This window comes from Ornithinimicrobium pulveris, assembly GCF_050261105.1.
Classification (GTDB): domain Bacteria; phylum Actinomycetota; class Actinomycetes; order Actinomycetales; family Dermatophilaceae; genus Ornithinicoccus.
In genome coordinates this window covers 1,244,821-1,266,190 of sequence record NZ_CP189837.1, presented here as the reverse complement: position 1 = coordinate 1,266,190, position 21,370 = coordinate 1,244,821, and the positions used below count along the sequence as shown (strand labels likewise).

Here is a 21,370-nt window from a genome sequence, read left to right as displayed (position 1 = left end):
GAACCGCTCCGCGTCGGTCATCGTTGCTGAAGGTGTCGTCGCCACTCGGACATTATGGCCCATGCCCTGACCTTCCGCCGCACCCCTCCCCGCGTGGCGTGCTCCCCGCTGCCGTTGACCGCATTCCCTGGCATACCATCGTCGCCATGACCGCGATCTCCGTCCTGCTCTACAGCAACGACCGCTCCGTGCGCGACGCCGTGCGCCTGGGCGTGGGCGACCGCCCCTCGCCCGATGTCACGATCGAGCGCTGGCACGAGTGCGCCACCCCCGAGGCGGTCCAGACGCAGGTCCAGGGCGGCGGCTATGACCTGCTCATCCTGGACGGCGAGGCGCAGCCCTTCGGCGGCATGGGGATCAGCCGCCAGCTCAAGAACGAGATCTTCGAGTGCCCGCCGATCCTGGTGCTCACCGGGCGTCCGGTGGACGGCTGGCTGGCGACCTGGTCGCAGGCCGACGCCGCCGTCTCCCGCCCCCTGGACCCGGAGAAGCTGTCCTCCGCGGTCTCCGAGCTCGCGGGCCGGTGAGCACGGCGGTCGAGGCGACCTGGCCCGACCTGCTCACCGCGCTCGTCCGCGGCGAGGACCTGAGCGCCGCCCAGACCTCCTGGGCGATGGACCGGGTGATGTCGGGCGAGGCCTCCCCCGCGCAACTCGGCGCCTTCCTGGCCGCCCTACGCGCCAAGGGTGAGACGGTCGAGGAGATGTCCGGGCTATCCACCACCATGCTCGGGCACGCCCACCGTTTCGAGGTCGACGGTCCGACCATCGACATCGTCGGCACCGGCGGGGACCGGGCCATGACCGTCAACATCTCCTCGATGTCGGCGATCGTGATGGCTGCCGCGGGCGCCGTCGTCGTCAAGCACGGCAACCGCGCCTCCTCCAGCCGCTCCGGCTCGGCCGACATGCTCGAGGCGCTCGGGGTCCGGCTGGACCTCTCCCCCGAGCGGGTCGCCGAGCTCGCCGCCGAGGTCGGCATCACCTTCTGCTTCGCCCAGACCTTCCACCCCTCGATGCGGCACGCCGCCGTGGTCCGGCGCGAGATGGGGATCGCGACGGCCTTCAACTTCCTCGGCCCGCTCACCAACCCGGCGCAGACCCGCTATGCCGCAGTCGGCTCCGCGGACGCCCGGATGGCCGAACTGCTCGCCGGCGTCTTCGCCGCCCGTGGCACCCGCGCGGTCGTCTTCCGCGGCGACGACGGGCTGGACGAGATCACGCCGGCGACGACCAGCACCCTCTGGTGGGTGCAGGGCGAGGACGTCATCCAGCTCACCCTCGACCCAGCTCGCCTCGGTCTGCCTCTGCACCCTGTCGAGTCGCTGCGGGGTGGCGAGGCGGAGCACAACGCACAGGTCGCCCGCGAGTTGTTCGCAGGCACCCCCGGCCCGGTGCGCGACGCGGTGCTGCTCAACGCCGGCCTCGCGCTCGCCCTCCTGGACGCCGGGGAGCGTGGCGCGGTCCCGACCGACGAGGCCACACTGCATACCCTCGTCGGGGCGGGGATGGCGCGGGCAGCCGCCGCCCTCGACGACGGCTCCGCGAGCCGGCTGGTCGAGCGCTGGGTCGCCGCCACCACCCCCGACGCCAGCACCTCCGACTGAACCAACCTCACACGTGCAGGGCCCCGGTCGATCTCGACCGGGGCCCTGCGCGTGGTGTCGTGTGTGGTGTCGTGAGTCCGGTATGCCGTGTGGCCGGCTCAGACCGCCTTCTCGCCGTGGAAGAACTCCATGGTCCAGCCGACGATCGAGATGATCAGGAACGGGGCGGCCACGACGACCAGCCACCAGCCGACGCCGACGCCGAGCACGACCACCGAGGTGGACAGACCCAGCCACAGCGGCCACCAGGAGTAGGGGGCGAAGTGCCCGTAGTCGCCGCTCTGGTCGGCGATCTCACCCTCCAGGTTGTCCTCGGGGCGCGGGTCGACGTTCTTGCCGGACAGCCAGAAGAACCAGGCCACGAAGCCGCAGAGCGCCGCGGTCAGGAACAGGCCCATGATCCCGACCCACTCATCGGTGAAGTAGGTGTAGATGCCACCGACGAGCAGGAAGAAGGGAACCAGGTAGGCGAAGAGTTTGGCCTCAGCCTTCATCCTCAGCGCTCCTCTCCGGTGGTGCCACCGGTCTCGGTGCCGACGTGACCCTGCGGGTCGGTGTCAGGCCCACCCAGCAGCTCCTCGGCGACAGACTTGTCGGGCTCCGGCGACTCGAGCGTGCCGACCTCCGGGTGGTACAGGTCGAAGGCAGGACGCTCGGAGCGGATCCGCGGGATGGTCTCGAAGTTGTGCCGCGGGGGCGGGCAGGAGGTGGCCCACTCCAGCGAGCCGCCCCAGCCCCACGGGTCGTTGACGGTGACCTTCGGGGTCTGGAAGCTCTTCCAGACCGCGTAGAAGAAGGGCAGCATCGAGGCGGCCAGCAGGAACGAGGAGATCGTCGACAGCTGGTTCATCCAGGTGAAGCCGTCCTCGGGCATGTAGTCGGCGTAGCGCCGCGGCATGCCCTTGACGCCCAGCCAGTGCTGGATCAGGAAGGTGCCGTGGAAGCCGAAGAAGAGCATCCAGAAGTGCACCTTGCCCCAGGTCTCGTCGAGCATGTGCCCGGTGAACTTGGGCCACCAGAAGTAGTAGCCGGCGAACATCGCGAAGACGACGGTGCCGAAGACCACGTAGTGGAAGTGCGCCACGACGAAGTAGGAGTCGGTGACGTGGAAGTCCAGGGCCGGGCTAGCCAGGATGACGCCGGTCAGACCACCGAAGAGGAAGGTGACCATGAAGCCGATCGCCCAGAGCATGGGGGTGTCCAGGCTGATCTGGCCGCGCCACATGGTGCCGACCCAGTTGAAGAACTTCACACCGGTCGGGACCGCGATCAGCATCGTCATGATCGTGAAGAACTCGAGCAGGATGGCGCCGGTGGCGTACATGTGGTGCGCCCAGACCGAGACCGACAGGGCCGCGATCGAGACGGTCGCCAGCACGAGGGTCTTGTAACCGAAGATCGGCTTGCGGCTGAAGACCGGGATGACCTCGGTGATGATGCCGAAGAACGGCAGCGCGATGATGTAGACCTCGGGGTGGCCGAAGAACCAGAACAGGTGCTGCCACAGCATGGCCCCGCCGTAGGACGGGTCGTAGATGTGCCAGCCGAAGAGGCGGTCGGCCGCCATCCCGAAGAAGGCCGCGGCCAGGACCGGGAAGACCATCAGGGCCAGGATCGAGGTCACCAGGATGTTCCAGGTGAAGATCGGCATCCGGAACATCGTCATGCCGGGGGCGCGCATGCAGACGATCGTGGTGATGAAGTTGACCGCACCGAAGATCGTCGCGAAACCGGTTAGCGCCAGGCCGAGGACCCACAGGTCACCGCCCAGGCCGGGGCTGTGCGTCGGGCCGGCGAGCGGCATGTAGGCGAACCAGCCGAAACTCGCGGCGCCCTGCGGGGTGAGGAAGCCACCGACGGCGATCAGGCTGCCGAAGAAGAAGAACCAGTAGGCCAGCATGTTCAGTCGCGGGAAGGCGACGTCGGGGGCACCGATCTGCAGCGGCACGAGCGCGTTCGCGAATCCGGCGAACAGCGGCGTCGCGAACATCAGCAGCATGATCGTGCCGTGCATGGTGAACATCTGGTTGAACTGCTCGGGGTTCGCCACGACCTGCAGGCCGGGGGTGAACAGCTCGGCGCGGATGACCAGCGCCATCAGACCACCGACGATGAACCAGGCCATCGTGGTGACGAAGTAGAGGTTGCCGATCACCTTGTGGTCGGTGGTGGTGAGCATCGTCACCGCCTGGCGGACCCAGGAGCTGCGCTCCTCGATCGGCACCAGCCGCTTGTCGCTCTCGCCCGTGGGGCGCGTCGTGATTGCCATCTACCTTCGTCCTCCCTCAGCGCCCGCTGGGCTCGGGGAACTTGTCCCGCTGGTCCGGCTGCAGTTCGTACTGGTCGAGCTCCAGACCCAGCTGGCCGGTGTTGCCGGCAGCGCGCAGGTCCTCGATGTGCTGGTCGTACTCCTCCTGGGAGACGACCTGGACGTTGAAGAGCATCTCGGAGTGGTAGGCACCGCACAGCTCGGCGCACTTGCCGTCGAAGGTGCCCTCCTCGGTCGTGGTGACCTGGAAGATGTTGACCCGCCCCGGGACCATGTCCAGCTTCTGCAGGAACTGGGGGACCCAGAAGGAGTGGATGACATCGCGTGAGGTGAGCACGAACTCCACCCGGGAGTCGACCGGCAGGACCAGTGTGGGCAGCGTCTCCGGCACGCCCTCGAGACCGTCGTTGAGGGTGGCCGCCTGGACGCCGGCGATGTAGACGTCCTCGTTGATGTAGTTGAAGTCCCAGCTCCACTTCTTGCCGGCGACATTGACGACCACGTCCGGGTTGTCCTGGCGCTCAAGCAGGGTGTTCTGGACCTCGATGGTCTTGCCGAACAGCGCGGCGACCATCAGGATCGGCACGATCGTGTAGAGGATCTCCAGCGGCACGTGGTAGCGGAACTGCGTGGGCAGTTCATCGTTCTTCTTGCGGTAGGCGAAGAGGCACCACAGGATCAGACCCCACACCAGGACGCCGACGGCCAGCGCCGCGATCCAGGTCGCGTTCCAGAAGAAGACCACGTCGTGACCGGCCTCGGTCACCGGCTCGGGCAGGTACCCGCGCGCGGCGGACTCACCGCAGCCTGCCAGCAGGAGCGCGACTCCCACCATGGCGGCCGGGAGCCCCCACCGCTGACCGACCACGCTGGGCCGGGAATCCTTACGCCGTCGCACTAGGGACACCTCGCACTTCGCACTTCTCGTAACGACCGGTCATGACAGGGTGAAACCTTACCCTCACCTGGTCGTCATCCTCTCACCTGGGACCCCTGCGGCGGGTCACCCGCGAAAGCGCGGCGGCGGCTCCCCCTCGATCAGTCCCCCGAGCAGCTCCAGGTATGTCGTGCGCGGCACCTCGCGCACCCCCAGGGAAGCCAGATGATCGGTGCGCCACTGCACGTCCACGACCCACGGCATACCGTCCTCCTCCATCGCCGCGACCAGGCCGACGACGGCGGCCTTCGAGGCGTCGGTGACGGTGTGGAACTTGGACTCGGCGGCGAACAGCCGCCCGATGCTCAGGCCGTAGAGTCCCCCGACCAACTCCCCGTCCTGCCAGGCCTCCACCGAGTGCGCCCAGCCCAGGTGATGCAGGTCTTGATAGGCGTCGACGATGCGCGGCGTGATCCAGGCCCCGTGCCGGTGCGGCGCGGCGCACCCGGCGACGACCGACTCGAAGGCGGTGTCGTAACGGATCTCGAAGGCCTTGAGCGAGCGTCGCAGCGACCGGCTGACGTGCAGCTCACCCGGGAGCAGGATCCCCCTCGGGTCCGGCGACCACCAGCCGAGCGGGGGTCCGCCGCCCTCCCCCAGGCCCATGGGGAAGACCCCGTTGCGATAGCCGCTGAGGATCGTCCAGGGCTGCAGGTCGGCGCCGACGCCGACGAGGTCCTGGCCCGGGAGGGTGTGGGCCACCGCCTCCGCCCAGGCGTCGGCGGCGCCCATCAGGTGCTCAGCTGAAGCTGTCGCCGCAGGCGCAGGAGGAGCCGGCGTTGGGGTTGTCGATGGTGAAGCCCTGCTTCTCGATGGAGTCGGCGAAGTCGATCTTCGCGCCGTCCAGGTAGGGGGCGCTCATCCGGTCCACGACGACCTCGACACCGTCGAAGTCGCGGAACAGGTCACCGTCGAGGGTGCGCTCGTCGAAGTAGAGCTGGTAGATCAGGCCGGAGCAGCCGCCGGGCTGCACGCCGATCCGCAGGCGCAGGTCGTCGCGGCCCTCCTGGGCGAGCAGGCTCTTGACCTTGTCGGCGGCGACGTCGGTGAGCTCGACCCCGTGGGCCTTGGTCTGGGTGGTGTCCGTCATGCGGATGTCCTCTCTGCGACAGGGGGCAGGTGGTCTTGCGTCGGTCAACTCCTCCGGCGTGCGGGTTGTTCCCGGTGGAGTCTCATGACCGCCGTCCAGGTTACGCCCTCGGGGCGGGTGTCCAGGTCCGGGCCACCCGGGCGGCCAGGTCGCCGGGCGACTCACCCTCGCGCACGGCATAGGAGCCGCTGATCCCCAGCGACATCCCTTCGCGGCGGCCCACCGCGACCTCGCGGGCCAGGACGACGGTCGGGGTCGCGGTCTCGAGCGCGGCCCGGGCGGTGTCGGCGACGACGCCCTCGTGGACGGTGAGCGAGTCGTAGGCGTCGCTCACCAGGACGAGCAGGGCTCGGGGCAGGCGTTCGCGCAGGCCGAGCTCGTCGAGCAGGAAGCGCGCCCCGGTGTCGGTCCGCGCGCCGAGGAGCTGGAGCGCGTAGCCGACCCCTCCCCCGGCGCCGGCACCCAGCTCGCGCTCGGGTCGGCGGGCGAGGCCGGTGAGCAGGTCGGTGCTCGGTGGCAAGATCCGGTTCACCACGTCGGTCAGTTCGCCGAGCTCGCCTTCCAGCCGCTGGCTCACCGCCGGGGCGACTCCGTGGTGCTCGGTCAGTCGCGCCGAGGCGCCGTGGAAGCCGAGCAGGGTGGCCTCGGTGTCGGTGACGAGCACGAGGTTGACGTCCGCCCACTCGCGGCGGACCCGCGGCAGGTCGGTCAGGTCCTCCCCCGCGCCCAGCTCGCGCAGCAGACCCGCGCCGCCGTCGTGGCAGGCGAGCGCGCCCACCCCGACCACGATCCGCTCCGCCCCCGTCTCCCGCGCCAGGGTGAGGAGACGGCCGAGGCCGGCACTCGACATACGGGCGGGGTCGGCGAGCTGGTCCTGCGCGACGAGGTGGCGGCCGGCGACCTGCGCCGAGTCCAGGTATGCCGTGTCCCCGCCCCTGGTCGAGACCACCGTGACAGCGGCCGGGACCTCGTCACCGAGGGGTCCCGGCACGACCACGGGGTGGGTGGTCGCGTCCCGACCCCGGGTGGCCACGTCCACGAAGCCTGCGCCCCCGGCGTGCGAGACGTGCGCCTCGACGTCGACATGGGGAGCCTGGCGGGACCAGCCTTCGGCGACTGCGTCGGCGGCCTCGTGCGGGCTGAGTGGCCCGAAGCCGTCCGCGACCACCAGGACGCGCGGGCGGCGGGTGGGAAGCGGCATACGTATATATAAAGAGTAGTTGGGGTGTGTGGAGGCCTCAGCCGTAGACCATCTGCATCGCCTCGCGGACCTCGGCCAGGGTGGCCTCGGCGACCGCGTTGGCGCGCGCGTTGCCGTCGGCGAGGACATCGCGCAGGTGACCCTGGTCGGCCTCGAGTTCGGCGCGGCGGGCGCGGATGGGGGCGAAGTACTCGTTGACCGACTCGGTGACCAGCTTCTTGAGCGTGCCCGAGCCGCCGTCCCCGATCTCCTCGGCGATCGTGTGCGGGTCACGGCCGGTGGTCAGGGCGGCGAGCTGCACCAGGTTGGACACCTCGGGGCGGCCGACCGGGTCGTAGGTGATGCGCCGGTCGGAGTCGGTGACGGCCTTCCTGAGCACCTTGGCGGTGTCGTCGGCGGACATCCGCAATTCGATGGTGTTGCCCTTGGACTTGCTCATCTTCTGGCCGTCGGTGCCGAGCAGGTTTGGCACGTCGGACAGGAGGGCGTCGGGCGCGGGGAAGACCGGGGCGCTCTTGTCGCCGGCGCGGCCGTAGCGCTCGTCGAAACGGCGCGCGACCACACGGGTCTGCTCGAGGTGGGGCAGCTGGTCCTTGCCGACCGGGACGACATTGGCCTTGCAGAAGAGGATGTCAGCGGCCTGGTGGACCGGGTAGGTGAGCATCAGACCGCTCATCGGTCGGCCACCCGTGGCCTCCTGCTCGGCCTTGACCGTGGGGTTACGGCGCAGCTCACTGTCGGTGACCAGCGAGAGGAAGGGCAGCATCAGCTGGTTGAGCGCGGGGATCTGGGAGTGCGTGAAGATCGTGGTGCGCGTCGGGTCGATGCCGATGGAGAGGTAGTCGGTCAGGAGGGAGAACACGCGCTCCTGGATGCTGCTGACCTCGTCGCGGTCGGTGATCACCTGGTAGTCGGCGATCAGCACGAAGGTGTCGATGCCCTTGTCCTGGAGGACCACGCGGTTGGCCAGCGAGCCGAAGTAGTGGCCGAGGTGCAGGTGGCCGGTGGGACGGTCCCCGGTGAGCATCCGATAGCGCTCCGGGTGGACGTCCAGGTCGGCGTGGATCTGGGCACTCCGGGCGACGCTGCGGGTGAGCGAGGCGTCAGATGTACTGTCGGCCAAGGCTTCTCCGGCCGTGGGATCTTCGAGCAGGTCAACGGAGGTGGTCACAACGTCTGATCGTACGTGACCACCTCCCCCGGTCTGCGACGGAACCGTGACCGAATCGTTATCACAAGAAGGTGTCACCCGGACTGGCACTTTCTGTAAGGCGGCTGTATTGTCCAGTTGGAGGCGACGGGGCTGCCTGCACCAGAACCTCCACCGGGGTCCGAGCCCGTGTCGGTCTCAGGCCCGTTACTGATGGCGCAACCTTCAACTCGACGCAGGGGAGTACTGCAGATGTCCAGCTCGTTCAAGAACCCGACGAGGCGCACCCTCGTCAAGGGCGCTGCATGGAGCGTCCCCGTCGTGGCGATTGCCCAGGTTGCGCCAGCGGTAGCCGCCACTGGTGACCCGCCTCCGTGCGTTGATTTCTTCCTCGATGAGGCCAACTCCTGTCGGTACTCAACGACGAACTACTACAAGATTCGTTTCTGCATGAGTTTCAGCCGGTGTGCCACGCCGCCCGCGCCTGGTACCTCATTCACGATTCGGGTTCTGAACGGATCCGGCAACCCGTTCCTCCGGGCAGGCACCCGGGAGGATGTCAGCACGGTTACCGTTACTGTGGCGAACGATGGAAGCGCTTGCTACGACATGGGATGGGTGCAGGCCGATTCCAACGCCCAGTGGATCCACTTCTACTCTCAGCCCGGCATGCGGGACCTTGGCCGGACTCGCAGCCCGCAAAAGACGGATGGCTGCGAGGGTGGTCCTCCCGGGGTAGACGCTCGGCCGCAGGGTGTGGAGGAAACGCAGGACGAGTTCGTGGAGCAGCCATCCCTTGAGAGCGATGCCGAGCAGCCGGCTCCCGCCGACGTCGAGCAGCCTCCGGCTGAGGGTGAGGCGCCCGCTCCGGTCGAGGGCGGCGGTGGCGGCACCGAGGGTGACGGCTCCGAGGGCTGACATCCATACCTAGAAGTTCACGAAGGGCCCGGTCCACTGGACCGGGCCCTTCGTCTTTCTCACCAACCGTTCACTCCCGACGCCGCTCAACTCCACTCCCTGAATCCCCTCTGAAGATCGGTCCGTAGATCGATGGACGCGGCGTCAACCGAGGTGTCGCGTCGCTGAGGCTGGCCGTGCACCAGCCTCGCTTCACAGGGGCCCTCGCTCGAGGACCGAGGCGGGACAACAGCGGGATTGTGAAGGGGTTCTTCAGATGGGTCAGTTCAGCAAGCCGTCACGCCGCACCCTGGTCAAGGGTGCGGCGTGGAGTGTGCCAGTGGTCGCCGTCGCGCAGGTCGCTCCGGCCTTCGCGGCCAGCCCGGTGAAGCCACCGGTCGAGCCGTCCTTCACCAGCAACTTCTGCAAGCACCCCGGAAACCCGAAGTACTACCACTCCCGGATGAAGTGGATCAACCACAACCCCACCTGCACGGTCACCATCAACCTTGGGAACTTCTGCGTCGGAACTGATTGCCGTCAGGCTCAGGCCAACATCGACAACCGGCTAGTGACCCAGTTCACCCTCCTCGGAGGGCAAACCCGCTGCATGCACGTGGACGCCGGGCAATTCAAGAACAGCGCGAATGGCGGAGCAGTCCTCAACTACACCTGGATCATGACGTGCCCGGGCCAGACCCCGACGACCGGCAGCGGTCAAGTCTTGGGAGGGACTCTCATCGACAACTCGCTCTCCCCATGCGGCACCGGCGGAGACACCGGCGGCAACCCGGGCGGACAGCCTCCGCACGGCAACATCAACTGCTGATCCGACGCAGGACGCCGGCACCGGCGGCTGACCGACCAACTGCTCGGCGGTGGGTCTGGGTTGCCCACGCAGCCCAAACCCACCGCCCAGTGGTCAGCTCAGTGACTCACGCCCGGCAGGCTCCGACCAACCCGAGGTGTCCGGGCCCTTGGGCACGACCCCTGTCGGGTTGATGTCGAGATGGGTCGCGTAGTAGTGCTGCTTCACGTGCTCGAAGTTCACCGTTGACCCGAAGTCCCAGGTCTGCCAGAGGTCGCGCGCATAGGCCCACAGCACGGGGAACTCGGTCAGCTTCTGCCGGTTGCACTTGAAGTGGCCGTGATACGCCGCGTCGAAGCGCACCAGCGTCGGCCACAGGCGCACGTCGGCGAGGGTGAGCTGCTCCCCCACCAGGTATCGCCGGGTCGCCAGGTGCTCCTCGAGTTCGTCCAGCCGCGCGAACAGCCGGTCGTAGCCCTCGTCATACGCGTCCTGGCTGCCGGCGAAACCGCACCGATACACCCCGTTGTTGACCTCGGTGTAGTTGCGGTCCGACATCTCCTCGATCTCGTCCCGCAGCGCCTCGGGCCACAGGTCCGGCGCGTCCGCCTTCTGGTGGTCGGTCCACTCGGTCACCAGGTCGCGCACGATCTGGTGGAAGTCGTTGGTCACCACCTGCCCGGTCGTGGTGTCCACGATCGCCGGGACGGTGATCCCCGACTCTGGGTAACCATCCGGTCGCGCCTCGTAGGCGTCCTTGAGCTTGGGGATCCCCAGCACCGGGTCGACGCCGCCAGGGTCCAGGTCGAAAGTCCAACTGTCCTCGTCGTGCACCGGTCCGCAGACGCCCATCGACAGGACGTCCTCGAGACCCAACAGCTGGCGGGTCAGGATCGCCCGGTGCGCCCACGGGCACGCGCGGGAGACGACCAGGCGGTAGCGTCCCGGCTCGACGGGGAAGCCATCGCGCCCGTCCTTGGTGATGCGCGTCTCGATGTACTTCGTCTTGCGCTCGTACGCGCCGTCGCCGACGTAACTCCCGTTCTCAGCCATGGTTCTCTCCTTCGGTCGTGCTCCGGTCCCCCAGGCTCGTGTCCTCGCCCCTATCTCCCGCGCTCAGCTCCCCCAGCCGCTCCAGCAGCAGCGCCTCGGCCAGGCAGACCCGCTCGAACTCGCCCAGGTGCAGCGACTCGTTCGCGGCGTGCGCGCGGGTGTCCGGGTCCTCGACGCCGGTGACCAGGATGGCAGCGTCCGGGAACTTCTCGGCGAAGGCGGCGACGAACGGGATCGACCCACCCACCCCGATGTCGACCGGCTCGACACCCGCCCAGGCGTCGCGGAAGGCCGAGCGCGCGACGTCATACACGGGACCCTGGGCATCGGCGGCGAAGCCGGCGCCGTCGTCGTCGAGGGTGACGCTCACCTGGCACCCCCACGGCGCGTTCTCCTCCAAGTGGGTCTTTAGGAGCCCGTATGCCGTGTCCGGCACCTCTTCGGGGTGGATCCGCATCGAGAGCTTGGCGCGACCGACCGGGGTGAGCAGGTTGGCGGCCTTCTCCACGGTCGGGGCGTCGATCCCGATCACCGTCATCGACGGCTTGGTCCACAGACGGGACAGGAAGGACCCGGTGCCAATGGGGCTGACGCCCCCGGCGAGGCCGGAGTCGGCGCGCAGATCATCCTCGGAGTAGTCGAGATCGGCAGCCTCGGAGGTCTTCAGCCCCGCGACGGCGACGTCGCCCTTCTCGTCGTGCAGGGTGGCGAGGAGACGGCAGAGCGCGGTGAGCCCGTCGGGCACCGCTCCCCCGTAGAGACCGGAGTGCACGCCATGGTCGAGCGCCCGCACCTCCACGACCACTCGGACCAGGCCGCGCAACGTGGTGGTCAGCGCGGGGACGCCGATCTTCCAGTTGTGCGAGTCGGCGAGGACGATCGCGTCGCAGGCCAGCCGGTCGCCGTGGCGCTCCAGGATCGCTGGCAGCGAGTCGGAGCCGACCTCTTCCTCGCCCTCGACGAAGACGGTCACCCCCACCGGGGGTCGACCGCCGTGCGCGCGGAGCGCGGCGACGTGCGCCATCACGCCGGCCTTGTCGTCGGCCACCCCTCTCCCGTAGAGCCGCTCCCCCACCTGGGTCGGCTCGAAGACAGGAGTGTCCCAGTCGGCGTCGTCCCCGGGCGGCTGCACGTCGTGGTGGGCGTAGAGCAGGACCGTCGGCGCCCCCTCCGGCGCCGGCAGGTGACCGATCACCGCGGGGCGACCGCCCTCGCGGACGATCTCCACCTCGAGCCCCTCGGCGCGCAGCAGGTCGGCGACGGCCAGCGCGCTGTCCTCGACGTGCTGCTGGTCGAAGGAGTCGAGCGAGACCGAGGGGATCCGGGTGAGGGCCTCCAGGTCGGAGCGCACCCCGGGCATCAGGTCCCGGACGCGCTCGGCGAGGTCTGCGGCGGCAGAAGATTGATCATTCACTCGTCCGACTCTAGTCGTGGCATCTCCTACCCGCTCGGCGGCTTCCGGCGGCCGCAGAGGCCTCACGTATCCTTGGGCGGTGCAGTTGTGGAAGAAGCGGTCCGAGCCCGAAGACCTGACGAGCGCCTACGTGCGCGAGTCCGACGAGAGAGCTCGCGCGGCCGGCAAGGGTCGGCCGACCCCCAAGCGCAAGGACGCTGAGGCCGCCAACCGTCGTCCCATCGTGGGCGCCAAGGGCACCAACGCCGAGGAGCAGAAGGCGCGCCGCAAGGCCGAGCGGATGAAGGCTCGCGAGGAGATGCTCGCGGGCAACGAGCGCTACCTCGCGCCGCGGGACAAGGGCCCCGGCCGCCGCTTCCTGCGCGACGCCGTCGACCGCCGCTGGAATGTCGGCGAGATCCTGCTGCCGGTGATGCTGATGATCCTGGCGCTGTCCTTCGTCGGCACCGACTGGGCGCGGATCGCCACCATGGTCGGCGCCTACTGCCTGATGTTCTTCGGGGTCATGGACTCCTGGCTGCTGTGGCGCCGCACCAAGAAGCGGTATGCCGAGGCGTTCGGCGAGGAGCCGCCCAAGGGGTCGGCGCTGTACGTCGTGCTCCGCTCCTTCCAGATGCGGATGAGCCGCATCCCGCGCCCGCAGGTGGCGCGTGGGGCCGAGCTGGAGCGTCGCTGAGGCCTAGTCCGCGGGGCTCAGGCTCATGGGGCCGTAGACATCGTCCTCGCCCCGGCGCAGCGTCACCGACTGGACCCCGGCGTCGGCCAGCGTCGGCCACTCCTCGCTGAGCCAGGACTCCGCATCGGCCTGGGTCGGGAACTCGATCGAGGCCAGCCCCAGATCGGTCAGCGGGGTGCCGTCGGAATTCTCGAAGGACCACGTGTAGGCATCGCTCATCCTCCAACCGTAGGACGTGGCGGCGGATCTGTCCTAGGCTCGTGAGCAGCACCGGTCCCACCAGGGGCCTGACGACGAGAAGAGGTCAACGATGATCGACCAGCTGATGCGCTCCCTTCCGATCGAGCAGCTCTCGGCCGCACTCGGCACCGACGACGCCACCACGCGTCAGGCTGTGCAGGCCGCGCTGCCGGCGCTGCTCGGCGGTCTGCACAAGAACTCCGAGGACCAGAGCGGTGCTCAGTCGCTGCTCGAGGCCCTCGGCCAGCACCACGACGGCCTCGACGACGGCGTGAACCTGGACCGCGTCGACACCAACGACGGCGAGAAGATCCTCGGGCACGTCTTCGGCAACAACACCGACGGTGTCGTCAACCAGCTCGGCGGGATGGGCGGCGGCCAGCTCGGCCCGATCGTCCGGCGCCTGCTGCCGATCCTGGCCCCGATCGTGCTTTCCTGGCTGGCTCGTCAGGTGACCGGCGCCGGCCAGCAGCGCGGCGGAGGGGCCCAGACCCAGCAGCCGAGTGGTGGCAGCACCAATCAACCCGGCGGCGCACTCGGCAACGGCCCCGCGGAGCAGCAGAGCCGCCAGGCCGACAACCGCGCCGACCAGCAGCAGGGCGGCGGCCTGGACATGACCTCGATCCTGCAGGAAGTGCTCGGCTCGGCCCTCGGCGGCGGCCGACGCTGAGGCGAACCAACCTGCAGGAGCCGCCACACGGCATACCTGGACTGTGAACTCCCGCACGGGGTGCGCGGCCCGGACCCACCCGGGCCGCGCACCCCGTCGCTATGCTGGGCACCGACCTGCCGCCCTGTAGGAGGAGACGTCCCGATGACGACCACGCTGGTGCTCGGAAACCCCTACAGCGGACGATCACGACACGCGAAAGCCCTACTGGCACAGCATGACCGGGTGAGCTACGTGGGCACGGGCGAGGCACAGGACCACGACCTGCCCGACACCTGGAGCGTCGTGCGCAGCCGCGACCTGACCCGCGCTCTGCTCGCCGCGCGGACCGCGATCGTCATCGACGACGTGCCGGAGTGGCTGGTCGGCACCCTGACCGAGCACGACCTCTGGGACGACCCGGAGACCGCGCACGCGCGGCTGGACGACTACCTGGACGAGCTCAGCCTGGCGGTGCGGGCGGTGCCCTACGACACCGTGGTGCTGACCACCGAGCCCGCCTGGGGTCTGGGCAAAGGGCCACACCAGCGGCTCGCCGAGGAGTTGCTCGCGCGGGTCAACCAGCGACTCTCCGCCGCAGCCGACCGGGTGCACGCCATCGTCGGCGGGCGGGTGCTGGACGTGACGAAGGGCGCCGCGGTCACCGAGTGACCGCAGCGCCCCTCGGCAGGTGCTGGGGCGGCGTGCTGCCCCCTGCCGACTACGAGCTCGCGCCGCCCTCGACGAACGGCGGCTTGCTCACCTTGGCCTCGATCTGGCGACCGCGCACGTCGATCGTGACCTCCTGACCCTCCTCGATCCCCCGGTCGAGCAGCGCCAGCGCGACGCCCTGCTTCAGGGTCGGGCTGAAGGTGCCCGAGGTGACCTCACCGATCTGGTTGCCTTCGGCGTCCAGCACCGCGCAGTGGGCGCGCGGGATCCCGCGGCCGGTGACCAGCAGGCCGCCGGACAGGCGGCTCTCCTTGGCCTCGCGCTGGGCGGTGAGCGCCTCCTTGCCCCAGAAGGCATCCTTCTTCCAACCCACGGCCCAGCCGGTGCGGGCCATCACCGGGGTGATGTCCAGCGAGAGTTCGTTGCCGTGCAGGGCATAGCCCATCTCGGTGCGCAGGGTGTCGCGGGCGCCCAGCCCACAGGGCAGGCCCTCAAAGGGCTCCATCGCCTCGACGATCGCGTCCCACAGCTCGCCGGCATCCTCGGTGCGACAGACCAGCTCATAGCCCCGCTCCCCCGTGTAGCCCGTGCGGCACACGCTGACCGGCCGCCCGTCCCACTGCGTGTCGACAAAGCTCATGTAGTCGTGCCCGGTCGGCAGGTCGAGGGCCTGGAGCACCTCATCGGACTTCGGGCCCTGGATCGCCATGATCGCAAAGTCGTCCTGGACGTCCTCGACGGTGATCCCCTCGGGCGCCTGCTCGCGCAGCCGGCGGCAGACCTCGGCGTTGTTGGAGGCGTTGGGGATCAGGAAGACGTCGTCCTCGGAGCGCAGGTAGGCGATGAGGTCATCGACGACGCCGCCGCTCTCGTCGCAGCACATCGTGTACTGCGCCTTGCCGGGCTCGATCCGCTCGAGGTCGTTGGTCAGGCAGGAGTTGAGGAAGTCCTTGGCGCCGGGGCCGCTGACCTGCGCGTTGCCCAGGTGCGAGACGTCGAACAGACCGACCCGCTCACGGACGGCAGTGTGCTCGCGGACCACGCCCCCGCCGGGATACTCGATCGGCATCGACCAGCCGCCGAAATCGGCCATCTTGGCGCCGAGGGCGGTGTGCTTGTCGTGCAGGGGGGACGTCTTCGTCGCATGCTCGCTCATATCTGGTCACCTTAGTGTCGGCGCCGTGTCTTAGTCTCGTGGGGCCGGGACTCGTCGCAGCACGGAAATCCGGCACGACGATCTGGAACGACGATCTTCGACGACCGCGATCTACGACTAGGGAGCCCCCTTCGATGGCCGATGACGCCCACGCCCAGACCACCCTGCGCCTGACCGACGAGGAGGCCGGCCGGATCGAGGCCGACGCCCTCGTGGTCGCCGCCACCAAGACCGACGGAACCGTCGCCCTCGCGGACGGCCACGGGCTGCCCGAGGAGGCCGCCACCCACCTGAACGAGGCGCTGGGCGCCCTGGGCGCCGAGGCCGGTGCCGAGGAGACCGTGCGCCTCACCGGCGTCCCCGGAGTGGCCGCCCCGCTCGTCGTGGTGGTCGGTATGCCGAAGGCTGGCCCCGCGACCCGCGTCGAGCGGTTGCGCCGCGCCGCGGGCGTGGCTGCGCGAGCGCTGGCCGGTCGCTCGTCCGCCGTCTTCGCCCTGGGTCAGTCGGGCGTGGACGAGGCGAGCGCGGTGGCCGAAGGTGCCGCGCTGGGTGCCTACACCTTCCGCGAGCACCACGGTGTCGGGAAGGTCGAATCCGCCAAGGCCGGCCTGGGTGAGGCCGTCGTCACGGGCGTCGGCGCCGACGAGGCGGAGGACGCCACCGCGAGCGCCCTGGCCGTGATCGACGCGGTGCGCTACGCCCGCGACCTGGTCAACAGCCCGCCCAACCAGCTCTACCCGGAGACCTTCGCCGGGTCCGTGGAGACCCGCGCCGCCGGTCTCCCGGTCGAGGTCGAGGTCTGGGACGCCGAGCGTCTTGAGCAGGAGGGCTGCGGCGGCATCCTCGGTGTCGGGCAGGGCTCGGGCCGTCCCCCGCGCCTGGTGACGCTGCGCTACACCCCCGAGGGTGCCTCGCGACACCTCGCGCTGGTCGGCAAGGGCATCACCTTCGACTCCGGCGGCCTGTGCATCAAGCCCGGTGCCGCGATGATCACCATGAAGATGGACATGGCCGGCGCCGCCGCCTGCGCCGCAGGCGTGCTCGCCATCGCCCAGCTCGGGCTGCCGGTCCAGGTCACCGCCTACCTGTGCCTGGCCGAGAACATGACCGGCGACCTCGCCCAGCGCCCCGGTGACATCGTCACCATGCGCGGCGGCCGGACCGTGGAGATCATCAACACCGACGCCGAGGGCCGCCTGGTGATGGCCGATGGCCTGGCGCTGGCCACCGAGCAGCAGCCGGATGCCATCGTCGACGTCGCCACCCTGACCGGTGCCTGCATCATCGCCCTGGGCGAGCGCACGATGGGCGTCATGGGCAACGACGACGAGCTGCGCGACACCGTCACCCGCCTGGGCAACGAGGTCGGCGACACCGCCTGGTCGCTGCCGATGCCTGAGGAGATCCGCCCGACCCTGGACACCCCGGTCGCGGACCTCAAGCACACCGGCGAGCGCTCCGCGGGCGCGATGGTGGCCGCCACCTTCCTGCAGGAGTTCGTCGGGAAGAAGGGCGAGGGCGAGGACGCCGCGGACATCCCGTGGACGCACATCGACATCGCCGGCCCGGCCTTCAACGAGAAGGCGCCGTGGGGCTACCACCCCAAGGGCGGCACCGGCGCGGCCGTGCGCACCCTCGTCGCCCTGGCCCGGGAGTACTCCGCCTGACCCACCCGGGTCACGCCGCACCCATCGCACGCACGAGGGGCACCACCCCGATCCCGGGATGGTGCCCCTCGCGTCCGTTCGGGGTGCGTCAGCCGCCGCTCTTGCGCCGGAACATCTGCTGAGCCCCGGAGGTCTTGGCGCCGCGGCGACCCGCGACCTTGCCGTGCTCGGAGTGGTCCGAAACGTCGGCACCTCCGTGCGCCTGCTTCTTGGCCAGCGCTTCGCGGAACTTGGCCTTGACGTCATCCGTCGCCGGAGAATCACTCACGGTCGGCCTCCTCTCTCCCGGGGACAATGTGCGTCCACTGTGACACGGGGCGGAGGGGTTGTCACGGGATTTGTCGGTGGTGGCAGGATTGCCCGCATGGCTGCTGAACAGTTCGACATCGTCATCCTGGGTGCGGGCAGCGGAGGCTACGCCTGCGCCCTCCGAGCAGCGCAGCTCGGCCAACGGGTGGGCCTGGTGGAGAAGGACAAGCTCGGCGGCACCTGCCTGCACCGCGGCTGCATCCCCACCAAGGCGCTGCTGCACAGCGCCGAGCTCGCCGACGCGGCGCGCGAGGGGGAGAAGTTCGGGGTGAAGACCAGCCTCGAGGGGATCGACCTGGGCGGGGTGCACAGCTACAAGGACGGGGTCGTCGGCCGTCTGCACAAGGGGCTGCAGGGTCTGGTCAAGGGCGCGGAGGCAGTCACCTACGTCGAGGGCGAGGGCCGGCTCACCTCCCCCACCACGGTCACCGTCGGCGACCGCGAGCTGGTGGGCGAGCACATCGTGCTGGCCACCGGCTCCTACGCCAAGACCCTGCCCGGTATGGAGATTGCCGGCCGGGTGATGACCAGTGACCAGGCTCTGGGGCTGGCTGAGATCCCGCAGCGGGCGATCGTGCTCGGCGGCGGCGTGATCGGGGTGGAGTTCGCCTCGGTGCTGCGCTCCTTCGGTGCAGAGGTCACCGTCGTCGAGGCGCTGGACCGCCTGGTCGCAGCCGAGGACCCTGCCGTCAGCAAGCAGTTGGAGCGGGCCTTCCGGAAGCGCAAGATCACCGCGAAGACCGGCGCCAAGGTCGCCTCGGTCTCCCAGGACGACTCCGCGGTGAAGGTCGAGCTCGAGGGCGGCGAGACCCTCGAGGCCGACCTGCTGCTGGTCGCCGTCGGTCGCGGCCCTTCGACTGAGGGCCTGGGCTATGAGGAGGCTGGGATCCCGCTGGAGCGTGGCTTCGTCATCACCGACGAGCGGCTGCGCACCGGCGTAGGCAACGTCCGCGCCGTCGGCGACATCGTGCCCGGCCCGCAACTCGCGCACCGCGGCTTCGCGCACGGCATCTTCGTGGCCGAGGACATCGCCGGGCTGGAGCCGCAGCCCGTGCAGGACCACCTGATCCCCAAGGTCACCTACTGCGACCCGGAGATCGCTTCGGTCGGGCTCAGCGAGGAGCAGGCCAGGGAGCAGTACGGCGAGGGCGTGAGCACCTACGAGTACAACCTCGGCGGCAACGGCAAGTCCCAGATCCTGGGCACGGCCGGCTTCATCAAGCTGGTCCGTTCCGGGGAGGACGGCCCCGTCGTCGGTGTTCACATGGTCGGCGCCCGGATGGGTGAGCAGGTCGGCGAGGCGCAGCTCATCGTCGGCTGGGAGGCGCTGCCCGAAGAGGTCGCCGCGCTGATCCACGCCCACCCGACCCAGAACGAGGCCTTGGGCGAGGCCCATCTGGCCCTGGCCGGCAAGCCGCTGCACGCCCACGCCTGACCCGGCGAAGCCTGCGGCTGACCCGACGACAAGATCCCCGTAGACTGCCAATCCCCGGACGAGGAGAGAGTTCACAAACATGTCGGAGCGCGTATCGATGCCCGCCCTCGGTGAGTCCGTCACCGAGGGGACCGTGACCCGTTGGCTCAAGAGTGTCGGTGACACCGTCGAGGTCGACGAGCCTCTGGTCGAGGTCTCGACCGACAAGGTCGACACCGAAATCCCTTCCCCCGTCGCGGGCACTCTCCAGGAGATTCTCGCCGAGGAGGACGACACCGTTGAGGTCGGTGGTGACCTGTGCGTCATCGGCGACGGCGAGGGTGGCGATTCCGACGACGACTCCGGCAGCGACGCTGATGCCGAGGAGGACTCCGGCTCGTCCGAGGACGAGGCTGACTCTGCCGAGGACGAGGGCGCCGACGAGGACTCCTCCGACGACAGTGACGATGACTCCTCCGACGACAGTTCCTCCGATGACTCGAGCGATTCCGCTTCCTCCGGTGGTAGCAGCTCGGGTGGTTCCGGCGGTTCTGGTGAGGGCGAGACCGTGACAATGCCCGCGCTGGGCGAGTCGGTGACCGAGGGCACCGTGACCCGCTGGTTGAAGTCCGAGGGCGACCAGGTCGAGGTCGACGAGCCGCTCGTCGAGGTGTCCACCGACAAGGTCGACACCGAGATCCCCTCCCCTGTCGCGGGCGTGCTGAGCAAGATCATCGCCGGCGAGGACGAGACCGTCGAGGTCGGCGGCGACCTGTGCGTCATCGGAGGCGACTCGGGCGGTTCCGACGAGGGTGGCTCTGACGCCGAGGCCGACAGCGAGGCCGAGGACGAGGCGTCTGACTCCGGCGACGCATCTGACCAGGACTCCGCGAAGGACGCGGCCGACACCAGCGACGACAAGGCCGACGACAAGGCCAAGGACAACGACGAGTCCGAGGGCAAGGACCGCAGCTCGCAGACCGACAGCAGCGGTGAGGGCGACCTCGCCGACGAGCAGGAGACCCAGGAGAAGGCCGCCGAGGAGTCGGAGTCCAAGGACGGCAGCGGGCAGATCGATGAGCCCGAGGCCGCCGTGGGCATCGGCACCGACAGCCCAGAGAACTTCACCACTTCCCACAAGGACACCAGCGAGACCTCCAGCTCCAGCCAGGATGTCAGCGCCTACGTGACCCCGCTCGTGCGCAAGTTGGCCGCCCAGCACGGCGTCGACCTCAACAGCCTGACCGGCACCGGGGTCGGCGGGCGCATCCGCAAGCAGGACGTCCTCGACGCCGCCAAGGCTGCCGAGGAGGCCGCGAGCAAGCCCGCCGAGGAGCCCAAGGCCGACGCCCCGGCGGCGCAGGAGCAGAAGCCTGCCAGCGGCGGTGCCCCGGCGGCCAAGGCGGACGGCGACGCCAAGCGCGGGACCACCGAGAAGATGTCGCGCCTGCGCAAGGTCATCGCCTCGCGGATGGTCGAGTCCCTGCAGACCGCGGCCCAGCTGACCACGGTGATCGAGGTGGATGTCACCAAGGTCGCGCGGCTGCGCAACCGGGCCAAGAACGACTTCGCCCAGCGCGAGGGCACCAAGCTCTCCTTCATGCCCTTCTTCGCGATGGCGGCGATCGAGGCGCTCAAGCAGCACCCGATCATCAACGCCAGCGTCGAGGGCGAGGAGATCGTCTACCACGCCGCCGAGCACCTGGGCGTCGCGGTCGACACCCCGCGTGGCCTGCTGGTGCCGGTCATCAAGGACGCCGGTGACCTCAACATCGCCGGCTTGGCCCGCAAGATCGCGGACCTGGCCGAGCGGACCCGCGACAACAAGGTCGGCCCGGACGAGCTGTCCGGTGGCACCTTCACGCTGACCAACACCGGTTCGCGTGGGGCGCTCTTCGACACGCCGATCATCAACATGCCGAATGTCGCGATCCTGGGCACCGGCGCGGTCGTCAAGCGTCCGGTCGTGGTGACCGACGACGACGGCGGTGCCACCATCGCGATCCGCGACATGGTCTACCTGGCGATCAGCTACGACCACCGGGTTGTCGACGGCGCGGACGCGGCCCGCTTCCTGAGCACCATGAAGGAGCGTCTGGAGGACGGCAACTTCGAGGTCTGAGCGAGCCACCCACGCTCGCCTGATTGCAAGGACGGAGAGA

The 21,370-nt window shown here is 69.3% G+C and carries 22 protein-coding genes; 10 read left to right on the top strand and 12 right to left on the bottom strand.

Annotation, left to right across the window (positions count from 1 at the left end):
- Nucleotides 1–146 precede the first annotated feature (146 nt).
- Nucleotides 147–527, top strand: coding sequence for a hypothetical protein (locus ACQBAT_RS05825; RefSeq protein WP_420746090.1), 381 nt, complete (start codon nt 147–149; stop codon nt 525–527).
- Complete coding sequence (trpD, locus tag ACQBAT_RS05820; RefSeq protein WP_420746091.1) at nt 524–1,606, top strand: anthranilate phosphoribosyltransferase; 1,083 nt, start codon at nt 524–526, stop codon at nt 1,604–1,606. The genes ACQBAT_RS05825 and trpD overlap by 4 nt, the downstream gene beginning before the upstream one ends.
- Nucleotides 1,607–1,704: 98 nt before the next feature.
- Here trpD and ACQBAT_RS05815 read toward each other — a convergent pair whose 3' ends face one another.
- From ACQBAT_RS05815 to trpS, 7 genes are all read right to left on the bottom strand, one after another.
- Nucleotides 1,705–2,100 (bottom strand): aa3-type cytochrome oxidase subunit IV, encoded by a 396-nt coding sequence (locus ACQBAT_RS05815; RefSeq protein ID WP_420746092.1) that lies wholly within the window; start codon nt 2,098–2,100, stop codon nt 1,705–1,707.
- Nucleotides 2,101–2,102: 2 nt separating this feature from the next.
- Nucleotides 2,103–3,875 (bottom strand): aa3-type cytochrome oxidase subunit I, encoded by a 1,773-nt coding sequence (ctaD, locus tag ACQBAT_RS05810; protein WP_420746093.1) that lies wholly within the window; start codon nt 3,873–3,875, stop codon nt 2,103–2,105.
- 16 nt (nt 3,876–3,891) lie between these two features.
- Nucleotides 3,892–4,773 carry an aa3-type cytochrome oxidase subunit II gene (coxB, locus tag ACQBAT_RS05805; protein ID WP_420746094.1) on the bottom strand — a complete coding sequence of 294 codons (882 nt, stop codon included), beginning with the start codon at nt 4,771–4,773 and terminating at the stop codon, nt 3,892–3,894.
- Between the two features lie 105 nt (nt 4,774–4,878).
- Nucleotides 4,879–5,544, bottom strand: a complete 666-nt coding sequence (gene aat, locus ACQBAT_RS05800) for a leucyl/phenylalanyl-tRNA--protein transferase (RefSeq protein WP_420746095.1) — start codon at nt 5,542–5,544, stop codon at nt 4,879–4,881.
- Nucleotides 5,545–5,551: 7 nt separating this feature from the next.
- Entirely contained in the window at nt 5,552–5,902 is a 351-nt protein-coding gene (gene erpA, locus ACQBAT_RS05795; protein WP_420746096.1) for an iron-sulfur cluster insertion protein ErpA, read from the bottom strand.
- Between the two features lie 100 nt (nt 5,903–6,002).
- Nucleotides 6,003–7,103 (bottom strand): glycerate kinase, encoded by a 1,101-nt coding sequence (locus tag ACQBAT_RS05790; protein ID WP_420746097.1) that lies wholly within the window; start codon nt 7,101–7,103, stop codon nt 6,003–6,005.
- 37 nt (nt 7,104–7,140) lie between these two features.
- Nucleotides 7,141–8,274, bottom strand: coding sequence for a tryptophan--tRNA ligase (gene trpS, locus ACQBAT_RS05785; protein ID WP_427197755.1), 1,134 nt, complete (start codon nt 8,272–8,274; stop codon nt 7,141–7,143).
- 735 nt (nt 8,275–9,009) lie between these two features.
- Here trpS and ACQBAT_RS05780 point away from each other — a divergent pair.
- Both ACQBAT_RS05780 and ACQBAT_RS05775 read left to right on the top strand, forming a co-directional pair.
- Nucleotides 9,010–9,171, top strand: coding sequence for a hypothetical protein (locus ACQBAT_RS05780; RefSeq protein WP_420746098.1), 162 nt, complete (start codon nt 9,010–9,012; stop codon nt 9,169–9,171).
- Between the two features lie 256 nt (nt 9,172–9,427).
- Nucleotides 9,428–9,979, top strand: coding sequence for a hypothetical protein (locus tag ACQBAT_RS05775; protein ID WP_420746099.1), 552 nt, complete (start codon nt 9,428–9,430; stop codon nt 9,977–9,979).
- Between the two features lie 93 nt (nt 9,980–10,072).
- On the opposite strand, the gene ACQBAT_RS05770 is transcribed toward ACQBAT_RS05775, so the two are convergent.
- Both ACQBAT_RS05770 and ACQBAT_RS05765 read right to left on the bottom strand, forming a co-directional pair.
- A complete protein-coding gene (locus ACQBAT_RS05770; RefSeq protein WP_420746100.1) occupies nt 10,073–11,011 on the bottom strand; it encodes a glutathione S-transferase family protein in 939 nt (312 codons plus the stop codon).
- Nucleotides 11,004–12,371, bottom strand: coding sequence for a dipeptidase (locus tag ACQBAT_RS05765; protein WP_427197778.1), 1,368 nt, complete (start codon nt 12,369–12,371; stop codon nt 11,004–11,006). The genes ACQBAT_RS05770 and ACQBAT_RS05765 overlap by 8 nt, the downstream gene beginning before the upstream one ends.
- 133 nt (nt 12,372–12,504) lie before the next feature.
- Between ACQBAT_RS05765 and ACQBAT_RS05760 the strand changes: the two genes are divergently transcribed.
- Nucleotides 12,505–13,101: a DUF3043 domain-containing protein gene (locus ACQBAT_RS05760; protein WP_420746102.1), complete on the top strand. Its 597-nt coding sequence runs from the start codon at nt 12,505–12,507 to the stop codon at nt 13,099–13,101.
- Between the two features lie 3 nt (nt 13,102–13,104).
- Here ACQBAT_RS05760 and ACQBAT_RS05755 read toward each other — a convergent pair whose 3' ends face one another.
- Nucleotides 13,105–13,320 (bottom strand): hypothetical protein, encoded by a 216-nt coding sequence (locus tag ACQBAT_RS05755; protein ID WP_420746103.1) that lies wholly within the window; start codon nt 13,318–13,320, stop codon nt 13,105–13,107.
- A 91-nt stretch (nt 13,321–13,411) separates the two neighbouring features.
- On the opposite strand from ACQBAT_RS05755, the gene ACQBAT_RS05750 reads away from it, so the two are divergent.
- A complete protein-coding gene (locus tag ACQBAT_RS05750) occupies nt 13,412–14,011 on the top strand; it encodes a DUF937 domain-containing protein (RefSeq protein ID WP_420746104.1) in 600 nt (199 codons plus the stop codon).
- Nucleotides 14,012–14,155: 144 nt separating this feature from the next.
- On the top strand, nt 14,156–14,662 hold the full coding sequence (locus ACQBAT_RS05745; protein WP_420746105.1) for a bifunctional adenosylcobinamide kinase/adenosylcobinamide-phosphate guanylyltransferase: 507 nt from the start codon (nt 14,156–14,158) through the stop codon (nt 14,660–14,662).
- Nucleotides 14,663–14,711: 49 nt separating this feature from the next.
- Here the strand turns inward: ACQBAT_RS05745 and gcvT are convergent, their stop codons facing one another.
- Nucleotides 14,712–15,818, bottom strand: coding sequence for a glycine cleavage system aminomethyltransferase GcvT (gene gcvT, locus ACQBAT_RS05740; RefSeq protein ID WP_420746106.1), 1,107 nt, complete (start codon nt 15,816–15,818; stop codon nt 14,712–14,714).
- 134 nt (nt 15,819–15,952) lie between these two features.
- Here gcvT and ACQBAT_RS05735 point away from each other — a divergent pair, with 134 nt between their 5' ends.
- Complete coding sequence (locus ACQBAT_RS05735; RefSeq protein WP_420746107.1) at nt 15,953–17,485, top strand: leucyl aminopeptidase; 1,533 nt, start codon at nt 15,953–15,955, stop codon at nt 17,483–17,485.
- 88 nt (nt 17,486–17,573) lie between these two features.
- Here ACQBAT_RS05735 and ACQBAT_RS05730 read toward each other — a convergent pair whose 3' ends face one another.
- Nucleotides 17,574–17,753, bottom strand: coding sequence for a DUF5302 domain-containing protein (locus ACQBAT_RS05730; RefSeq protein WP_420746108.1), 180 nt, complete (start codon nt 17,751–17,753; stop codon nt 17,574–17,576).
- Between the two features lie 96 nt (nt 17,754–17,849).
- Here ACQBAT_RS05730 and lpdA point away from each other — a divergent pair, with 96 nt between their 5' ends.
- A complete protein-coding gene (gene lpdA / locus ACQBAT_RS05725) occupies nt 17,850–19,229 on the top strand; it encodes a dihydrolipoyl dehydrogenase (RefSeq protein ID WP_420746109.1) in 1,380 nt (459 codons plus the stop codon).
- 79 nt (nt 19,230–19,308) lie between these two features.
- Nucleotides 19,309–21,330, top strand: coding sequence for a 2-oxoglutarate dehydrogenase, E2 component, dihydrolipoamide succinyltransferase (gene sucB / locus ACQBAT_RS05720; protein ID WP_420746110.1), 2,022 nt, complete (start codon nt 19,309–19,311; stop codon nt 21,328–21,330).
- Nucleotides 21,331–21,370: the final 40 nt, after the last annotated feature.

Coding starts and splice junctions, on each gene's coding strand:
- lpdA (WP_420746109.1), top strand. CDS start 17,850: ATGGCTGCTGAACAGTTCGACATCGTCATCCTGGGTGCGGGCAGCGGA.
- ACQBAT_RS05790 (WP_420746097.1), bottom strand. CDS start 7,103: ATGCCGCTTCCCACCCGCCGCCCGCGCGTCCTGGTGGTCGCGGACGGC.
- ACQBAT_RS05735 (WP_420746107.1), top strand. CDS start 15,953: ATGGCCGATGACGCCCACGCCCAGACCACCCTGCGCCTGACCGACGAG.
- ACQBAT_RS05765 (WP_427197778.1), bottom strand. CDS start 12,371: ATGCCCGGGGTGCGCTCCGACCTGGAGGCCCTCACCCGGATCCCCTCG.
- ctaD (WP_420746093.1), bottom strand. CDS start 3,875: ATGGCAATCACGACGCGCCCCACGGGCGAGAGCGACAAGCGGCTGGTG.
- aat (WP_420746095.1), bottom strand. CDS start 5,544: ATGGGCGCCGCCGACGCCTGGGCGGAGGCGGTGGCCCACACCCTCCCG.
- erpA (WP_420746096.1), bottom strand. CDS start 5,902: ATGACGGACACCACCCAGACCAAGGCCCACGGGGTCGAGCTCACCGAC.
- ACQBAT_RS05825 (WP_420746090.1), top strand. CDS start 147: ATGACCGCGATCTCCGTCCTGCTCTACAGCAACGACCGCTCCGTGCGC.
- ACQBAT_RS05815 (WP_420746092.1), bottom strand. CDS start 2,100: ATGAAGGCTGAGGCCAAACTCTTCGCCTACCTGGTTCCCTTCTTCCTG.
- ACQBAT_RS05770 (WP_420746100.1), bottom strand. CDS start 11,011: ATGGCTGAGAACGGGAGTTACGTCGGCGACGGCGCGTACGAGCGCAAG.
- ACQBAT_RS05755 (WP_420746103.1), bottom strand. CDS start 13,320: ATGAGCGATGCCTACACGTGGTCCTTCGAGAATTCCGACGGCACCCCG.
- ACQBAT_RS05750 (WP_420746104.1), top strand. CDS start 13,412: ATGATCGACCAGCTGATGCGCTCCCTTCCGATCGAGCAGCTCTCGGCC.
- gcvT (WP_420746106.1), bottom strand. CDS start 15,818: ATGAGCGAGCATGCGACGAAGACGTCCCCCCTGCACGACAAGCACACC.
- sucB (WP_420746110.1), top strand. CDS start 19,309: ATGTCGGAGCGCGTATCGATGCCCGCCCTCGGTGAGTCCGTCACCGAG.
- ACQBAT_RS05745 (WP_420746105.1), top strand. CDS start 14,156: ATGACGACCACGCTGGTGCTCGGAAACCCCTACAGCGGACGATCACGA.
- ACQBAT_RS05775 (WP_420746099.1), top strand. CDS start 9,428: ATGGGTCAGTTCAGCAAGCCGTCACGCCGCACCCTGGTCAAGGGTGCG.